At 73.9% G+C, this 7751-nt stretch carries 8 protein-coding genes; 6 read left to right on the top strand and 2 right to left on the bottom strand.

What is annotated here, in order from left to right; translation table 11 throughout:
- The 6 genes from B7L92_RS37345 to mug all read left to right on the top strand — a co-directional run.
- A partial coding sequence (locus B7L92_RS37345) for a GNAT family N-acetyltransferase (RefSeq protein WP_143626478.1) occupies positions 1-258 on the top strand: 258 nt, incomplete at its 5' end.
- Between the two features lie 159 nt (positions 259-417).
- Complete coding sequence (locus B7L92_RS37340; RefSeq protein WP_081241560.1) at positions 418-1869, top strand: hemolysin family protein; 1452 nt, start codon at positions 418-420, stop codon at positions 1867-1869.
- A complete protein-coding gene (locus B7L92_RS37335; protein ID WP_081241559.1) occupies positions 1866-2879 on the top strand; it encodes a hemolysin family protein in 1014 nt (337 codons plus the stop codon). Before B7L92_RS37340 ends, B7L92_RS37335 begins: the two co-directional genes overlap by 4 nt.
- Before the next feature lie 82 nt (positions 2880-2961).
- Positions 2962-3738: an SGNH/GDSL hydrolase family protein gene (locus B7L92_RS37330; RefSeq protein WP_081241558.1), complete on the top strand. Its 777-nt coding sequence runs from the start codon at positions 2962-2964 to the stop codon at positions 3736-3738.
- A 90-nt stretch (positions 3739-3828) separates the two neighbouring features.
- Positions 3829-5271 carry an adenylosuccinate lyase gene (gene purB / locus B7L92_RS37325; protein WP_081241557.1) on the top strand — a complete coding sequence of 481 codons (1443 nt, stop codon included), beginning with the start codon at positions 3829-3831 and terminating at the stop codon, positions 5269-5271.
- Positions 5272-5315: 44 nt separating this feature from the next.
- Positions 5316-5813: a G/U mismatch-specific DNA glycosylase gene (gene mug / locus B7L92_RS37320; RefSeq protein ID WP_016827250.1), complete on the top strand. Its 498-nt coding sequence runs from the start codon at positions 5316-5318 to the stop codon at positions 5811-5813.
- A gap of 215 nt (positions 5814-6028) precedes the next feature.
- Here the strand turns inward: mug and B7L92_RS37315 are convergent, their stop codons facing one another.
- Together B7L92_RS37315 and B7L92_RS37310 are read right to left on the bottom strand one after the other, a co-directional pair.
- Positions 6029-6751: an ABC transporter permease subunit gene (locus B7L92_RS37315; protein WP_081241556.1), complete on the bottom strand. Its 723-nt coding sequence runs from the start codon at positions 6749-6751 to the stop codon at positions 6029-6031.
- Between the two features lie 2 nt (positions 6752-6753).
- A complete protein-coding gene (locus tag B7L92_RS37310; RefSeq protein ID WP_081241561.1) occupies positions 6754-7674 on the bottom strand; it encodes an ABC transporter ATP-binding protein in 921 nt (306 codons plus the stop codon).
- Between the last annotated feature and the right edge of the window lie 77 nt (positions 7675-7751).

Raw genomic sequence — 7751 nt, 5'->3', positions numbered from 1 at the left:
CTGGTCGGCACGGTGATCGCCGGCTTCGACGGCTGGCGCTGCCATCTGTACCGGCTGGCGGTGCACCCGGACCACCGGCGCCGGGGAATCGCCTCCGCCCTGCTGGCCGCCGCGGAGGAACGGTTCGTACGGCTCGGCGGGCGCCGCGCGGACGCGATGGTGCTCCAGCGCAACGAGACCGCGCACCGCGCCTGGGGCGCCGCGGGATACGCGCCGGAGGAACGGTGGCGTCGCTGGGTGAAGCCGCTCACCGGGTGATCCACGGCCCGACGGCACTTTTTTGCCGATCCTTTGCGCTCGGCGGGCCACTCGGTCCTTCATGAGAAGTTGTGCGCGCCCGCCCTCGGGCGGGCCTCCCGGTCCGCGACACCGCGCATCCGCCCTCCTCCTGTCCGACCATGGGACGGAGGTGACCCGATGACCGAAGTGCTCCTCCTTCTGGTGGCGATCCTGCTCTCCCTCGCCTGCGGTGCCTTCGTCGCGGCCGAGTTCTCCCTCACCACGGTCGAGCGCGGCGAGCTGGAGCGTGCCGTCGAGCGCGGCGAGCGGGGGGCTCCGGGTGCGCTCAAGGCCGTACGGAACCTGACCTTCCAGCTCTCCGGGGCGCAGCTCGGCATCACGGTCACCAACCTGGTGGTCGGCATGCTCGCCGAACCGTCGATCGCGGCGCTGATCGCGGGCCCGCTGGAGGACATCGGCGTCTCCGGCTCGGCGGCGCGCTCCCTCGCCCTGGTGATCGGCACGGCCCTGTCGACCGTGTTCCTGATGGTGGTCGGCGAGCTGGTGCCCAAGAACTGGGCGATCTCGTCGCCGCTGGCCGTCGCCAAGCGGGTGGGCAACGCGCAGCGCTGGTTCAGCGCCGCCTTCCGTCCCTTCATCACCCATCTGAACAACACGGCCAACCGCATAGTGCGCCGCATCGGCGTGGAGCCCACCGAGGAGCTGGAGCCCGCGCGCGGCCCCCAGGAGCTCGCGGCGCTCGCCCGGTACTCCGCGAAGGAGGGTGCGTTGGAGCCGGACACCGCCGAACTGTTCGTCCGGACGCTGAACCTCGCCGACCTCACCGCGGAGAACGTGATGACCCCGCGCGTCCAGGTCATCGCCCTGGAGGCCGGGGCGACCTGCGAGGACGTGGCGAACGTGACCCGGGCGACCGGGCTGTCCCGGTTCCCCGTCTACCGCGACACCCTCGACTCGGTGGTCGGGACCGCGCACGTCAAGGACGTGCTGGCGGTGCCCTCGGAGCGCCGTGCGCGGGTCCCCGTGTCCGAGATGATGCGCGAACCGCTGCTGGTGCCCGAGTCGCTCACCGTCGACCGGTTGCTGGACCGGCTCTCCGAGCGGCGCACCATGGCCGTGGTGATCGACGAGTACGGCGGCACGGCGGGCGTGGCCACGCTGGAGGACATCGTCGAGGAGGTCGTCGGCGAGGTCCGCGACGAGCACGACCCGCACGAGACCCCCGACCTCGTCCGGACGGGCACCGACGAGGAAGGGCGCGCGCTCTTCTCCGCCGACGGCTCCGCCCGCGTGGACCAGCTCGCCCAGGTCGGCCTGCGCGTGCCGGAGGGGCCGTACGAGACCCTCGCCGGGCTCGTGGCGACCGTACTCGGCCGCATCCCGGCCGCCGGCGACATCCTCCAGGTCGTCGGCTGGCGGCTGGAGGTGCTGGAATCCACCGGTCACCGCGCGGCGCGCGTCCTCATGCACGCTCCTCCCGACGCCTGGCCCCTCGTCGAACCGGGGAGGGACGGGATCACGCCCACCACGACGCACACCCGGCCGGACGGGACGGCGGACGGGACGGCGGGCGGGACGACGGACGGGAAGGCGGACGGGACGGCGGACGGGAAGGGGGCGCGGCGATGACCGTCGTCCAGCTGCTGATCGGTCTGGCGACCCTCGTCGTCAACGCCTTCTTCGTGGGCGCCGAGTTCGCCCTGATCTCGGTCCGCCGCAGCCAGATCGAGCCGTACGCCGACCAGGGGGACCGGCGCGCCAGGAGCGTGCTGTGGGGGCTGGAGCACGTGTCCGCGCTGATGGCGGCCGCGCAGCTCGGCATCACCCTGTGCACCCTGGTCCTCGGCGTGGTCGCCGAGCCGGCCATCGCGCACCTGCTGGAACCGGTGTTCCACGCGGTGGGTGTCCCCCGGGGCGCGGGGCACGCGGTGTCCTTCGTGATCGCGCTGGCGCTCGCGACGTATCTGCACATGCTGCTCGGCGAGATGGTGCCGAAGAACGTCGCGCTCGCCGAGCCGGTGCGCAGCGCGCTGCTGCTGGGTCCGCCCCTGGTGGCGCTGTCCCGGGCACTGCGCCCGGTGATCTTCACGGTCAACGCCTTCGCCAACACCCTGCTGAAACTGCTGCGGGTCGAGGCGCGGAACGAGGTGGTCGCGTCCTTCTCGGACGCCGAGCTGGCCCAGATCGTGAAGGACTCCGGCGAGGCCGGCCTGATCGACGAACGCGCGCGGGCACGCCTGAACGACGCGCTGGAGCTGGGCCGCCGTCCGGTGCGGGACGTGGTGCTGCCCCTGGAACGCGTGGTCTACGCACGCGAGGGGGTCACTCCCGAAGGACTGGAGGAACTGTCGGTGCGGTCCGGGTTCTCCCGCTTCCCCGTGGTGGACGAGGGGCGGCGGATCGTCGGCTACCTCCATGTGAAGGACGCCCTCGATGCCTCGCCGCGGGACCTGCCGTTCCGGCCGCGGGACATGCGGCCCATCGCACGGGTGCGGGAGAGCACACCGCTGGACGACGTCCTGACGGCGATGCGGGGCAGCCGTACGCACCTGGCGGCCGTGCTCGGGGCCGACGGGCGGCTGGCGGGGCTGGTCACGATGGAGGACGTCCTGCGGGAGCTGTTCGGGCAGCGGGCCTGAGCGGGGACGCGGCGGGGCGGGAAGCCGGGCGTGGAGGCCGACCGACCGGCGGGTATGTGCACGGGATACCATCTCTGTCGCCATGCAGACGATTCCCACCCACACCAGCCTCGTCGCCGTCGGCGACTCCTTCACCGAGGGCATGTCGGACCGGCTGCCCGACGGTACGTACCGGGGCTGGGCCGACCTCCTGGCCGCGCGGATGGCGGCCGCCCAGCCCGGTTTCCGGTACGCCAACCTCGCGGTGCGCGGCAAGCTGATCCGGCAGATCGTCGACGAGCAGGTGGAGACCGCGGCGGCCATGCGGGCCGACGTGGTCACCCTGGTCGGCGGGCTCAACGACACCCTGCGGCCCAAGTGCGACATGGGACGGGTGCGGGACCTGCTGACCGAGGCCGTGGAGCGGCTGGCCCCGCACTGCAAGCAGCTGGTGCTGATGCGCAGCCCGGGCCGCCAGGGCCCGGTCCTGGAGCGCTTCCGACCGCGCATGGAGGCCCTGTTCGCCTGTGTCGACGAGCTCGCCGAGCGGCACGGCGCGCTGGTCGTCGACCTGTACGGGGCGCCCTCGCTCGCCGACCCCCGGCTGTGGGACGTGGACCGGCTGCACCTGACCGCGGAGGGCCACCGCAGGGTCGCGGAAGCGGTGTGGCAGACGCTCGGCTACCCGCCCGAGGACCCCGAGTGGCACCTGCCCCCGGAGGCGACGCTGCCGCCGCGCTGGGCGGCCCGGCGGGTCGCGGACGTCCGGTTCGCCCGGCAGCACCTGCTGCCGTGGATCGGCCGCCGGCTCACCGGCCGCTCCTCGGGCGACGGCCTGCCGCCCAAGCGCCCCGAACTGCTGCCGTACGGGGACCGGTAGCGGCCCCGGGCCCCCGGCCGGGCCCTTGGAGCTTCCGACGAACCACCCGGTGGCGCTGGCCTGCACGAACCGCCAGTAGACTCCGTACACGTGACTGCTGCGCCCGCCAAGCCCCGTATCCCGAACGTCCTCGCCGGACGCTACGCCTCCGCCGAGCTCGCCACGCTCTGGTCCCCCGAGCAGAAGGTGAGGCTGGAGCGCCGGCTCTGGCTCGCCGTGCTGCGGGCCCAGAAGGACCTCGGGATCGAGGTGCCGGACGCGGCGATCACCGACTACGAGCGGGTCCTCGACCAGGTCGACCTGGCCTCGATCGCCGAGCGCGAGAAGGTCACGCGGCACGACGTGAAGGCGCGGATCGAGGAGTTCAACGACCTCGCCGGGCACGAGCACGTGCACAAGGGGATGACCTCGCGCGACCTCACCGAGAACGTCGAGCAGCTGCAGATCCGGCTCTCGCTGGAGCTGGTGCGCGACCGCGCGGTGGCCGTGCTGGCCCGGCTGGGCAGGCTGGCCGGCGAGTACGGCGAACTGGTCGTGGCCGGCCGTTCGCACAACGTGGCCGCGCAGGCCACCACCCTCGGCAAGCGGTTCGCCACCGCCGCCGACGAACTGCTCGTCGCGTACGGCCGGGTGGAGGAGCTGCTGGCCCGCTACCCGCTGCGCGGCATCAAGGGCCCGGTGGGGACGGCGCAGGACATGCTGGACCTGCTCGGCGGCGACGCGGACCGGCTGGCGGAGCTGGAGCGACGGATCGCCGGTCACCTGGGCTTCACCGAGGCGTTCACCTCGGTCGGCCAGGTCTATCCGCGTTCCCTGGACTACGAGGTGGTGACCGCGCTGGTGCAGCTGGCCGCGGCGCCGTCGTCGCTGGCGAAGACGATCCGGCTGATGGCCGGGCACGAACTGGTCACCGAGGGCTTCAAGCCGGGCCAGGTCGGGTCCTCCGCGATGCCGCACAAGATGAACACCCGCTCCTGCGAGCGCGTCAACGGCCTGATGGTGATCCTGCGCGGCTACGCGTCGATGACCGGCGAACTGGCGGGCGACCAGTGGAACGAGGGCGACGTGTCCTGCTCGGTGGTGCGCCGGGTCGCGCTGCCGGACGCGTTCTTCGCGCTCGACGGCCTGTTGGAGACGTTCCTGACGGTGCTCGACGAGTTCGGCGCCTTCCCGGCCGTCGTGGCCCGGGAGCTGGACCGCTACCTGCCGTTCCTGGCCACCACCAAGGTGCTGATGGGCGCGGTGCGCGCGGGGGTCGGCCGCGAGGTCGCGCACGAGGCGATCAAGGAGAACGCCGTCGCCACGGCCCTGGCCATGCGCGAGCAGGGCGCCGAGCGCAACGACCTGCTCGACAAGCTCGCCGCCGACGAGCGGCTGCCGCTCGAGCGCGACGAGCTCGAAGCGCTGATGGCGGACAAGCTGTCCTTCACGGGCGCGGCGGGCGACCAGGTCGCCGCCGTGGTCGGCCGCATCGACGAGATCGTGAAGCAGCGCCCGGAGGCCGCCGGTTACGTCCCGGGGGCGATCCTCTGAGCCGCTTCACCCCCGAGGAGCTCCAGGCCGCCCGCGACCGGCTGGTGCCGGACGTGGCCGCGGACGGCCTGCGCGTGCTGTTCTGCGGCATCAACCCGGGCCTGATGACGGCCGCGACCGGCCACCACTTCGCCCGCCCCGGCAACCGCTTCTGGCCGGCGCTGCACCGCTCCGGCTTCACCCCGAGGCTGCTGAAGCCGGCGGAGCAGGAGGAGCTGCTGTCCCACGGGCTCGGCATCACCAACGTGGTGGCGCGGGCGACCGCGCGGGCCGACGAGCTGAGCGCCGAGGAGTACCGGGAGGGCGGACGGCTGCTCGCCCTGAAGGTGGCCCGGCTCCGTCCGCGGTGGCTGGCGGTCCTGGGGGTCACCGCGTACCGGACGGCGTTCGACGACCGCGGGGCGAAGGTGGGGCCGCAGACGCGGACGATCGGCGACACGCGGGTGTGGGTGCTGCCCAACCCGAGCGGGCTGAACGCGCACTGGACGCCGGCGGCCCTGGCCGAGGAGTTCGCACGGCTGCGGGAGGCCGCGGAGCGGTAGGCGCCGGACCGTGCGCGCGGGCGGCGCGCCGGGCCCGCGGCCCGGGCGCCCTCCCCTCCGCCGAACCCGGCGGGCCGTGCGCGGGGTTCAGGAGCCGTGCGCGGGCTTCGGGGACCACCCGCGGGGCCCGAGGGCCTGCGCCCCCGCAGACCGCGGCCGGTCTCCGGCACCGCCGCGCGGCGGCCCGGCCCCCGCGGCCGGCGTCCGGCTCCCGGTCAGGCGTCCCGGCGGCGCAGGCTCCACGCCCCCGCCAGGAGCGCGGCGGCCGTCCACAGCGCGGTCACCGCGAGTCCCGACCAGGGGCCCAGCGGTCCCTCGTGGGTCTGCTGGAAGACCAGCTGTCCGGCCCGGTCGGGCAGGAAGTCGACGACGGGACCGGCCGCGTCGCCGATCACGAAGGACACGACGACGATGAACGGGATCAGCACGGACAGCGTGGCCACACCGCTGCGCAGCAGGGCCGTGAGACCAGCGGCGAACAGGGCCATCAGCATGAGGTAGACACCGCAGCCCACGACCCCGCGCACCTGTTCGCCCCCGGTGAGGCCGTCCGCCAGGGAACCCAGTCCCGCGCGTGCCGCGAGGAGCGCGGCGAGGGCGGTCAGCAGCCCGGCGACGAGCGCCGGTACGGCGATCGCCGTCACCTTGGCGGCGAACCAGCGGCCGCGCCGCGGAACGGCCGCCAGCGAGACGCGCAGGGCGCCGCTCTGGAACTCCGACGACACGGCCATGGTGCCGAAGGAGATCGCGGCGATCTGGCCCAGCATGACGCCGGACAGGGAGATGTACAGCGGGTCGAAGTCGTCCGGCATCTCCGAGATGCCGGAGAGCGCGGAGAACGCCGTGGTCACGGTGAACAGCGCCAGGAGGGCCCCGGAGAGCGAGCGGAGCGTGCGGATCTTCAGCCACTCGGACCGGAGTACGGGTGCGAACTGCATGGTCAGGCCTCCTGGGGCTGTGCGGTGAACTCGGTCTCGGCCGCGGTCAGGTCCAGATAGGCCTGCTCCAGCGTGCCCTCGTCCGCCGCGAGTTCGAGGAGCGGCACCCCTGCGGCGGAGGCGAGGCGTCCGATGTCGTCCACCCGCGCGTCCGGCACGGTCCAGTGCCCGTCCGGGTGCTCCACCATGGCGTGGTCCTCCCGGGCGAGCGCCTCCTCGAGGGCGGCGGGGTCGGAGGTGCGGACGCGGACGGCGGGCCGCACGCGTGCGCGGATGAACTCCCGCACCGGGGTGTCGGCCAGCAGCCGGCCCCGCCCGAGGACGACCAGGTGGTCGGCGAAGGAGGCGGTCTCGTTCATCAGATGGCTGGAGACCAGGACGGTCCGTCCCTCGTCCGCGAGGCGGCGCAGCAGGGTGCGGATCCACACGATGCCTTCCGGGTCCAGGCCGTTGGAGGGCTCGTCGAGCATGACCACCTCCGGGTCGCCGAGCAGCGCGGCGGCGATGCCCAGCCGCTGGCGCATGCCCAGGGAGTACGTCCGTGCCCGGCGGCGGGCCACCGGGCCCAGGCCGGTCTCCTCCAGCACCTCGTCGACCCGGCGGTCCGGGATGCGGTTGCTCGCCGCCAGGACGCGCAGGTGGTCGCGGCCGGTGCGGGAGCCGTGCGCGGCCTGCGCGTCGAGCAGGGCGCCGACCCGGCGCAGGGGCTCCTGGAGGGTGGCGTAGGCGCGTCCGCCCACGGTGGCGGAGCCGGACGTCGGGCGGTCGAGGCCGAGCACCAGGCGCATGGTGGTGGACTTGCCGGCGCCGTTGGGGCCGAGGAAGCCGGTGACCCGGCCGGGCGGGACGCGGAAGGTGAGGTCGTCGACGGCCCGCCGGGTGCCGTACTCCTTGGTGAGGTTCTGGACGTCGATGCTGGTCATGTGCACCAGCGTGGCGGCGGACCGGGGGCCGGCACCTCCCCCGGGCGGGGAGAGGTCCTCCCCCGGGCGGGGGAGGC

Source organism: Streptomyces viridosporus (assembly GCF_002078235.1).
GTDB lineage: Bacteria > Actinomycetota > Actinomycetes > Streptomycetales > Streptomycetaceae > Streptomyces > Streptomyces viridosporus.
The sequence above is the reverse complement of the archived record's forward strand: the minus strand, read 5'-3'. Positions and strand labels throughout refer to the sequence as shown.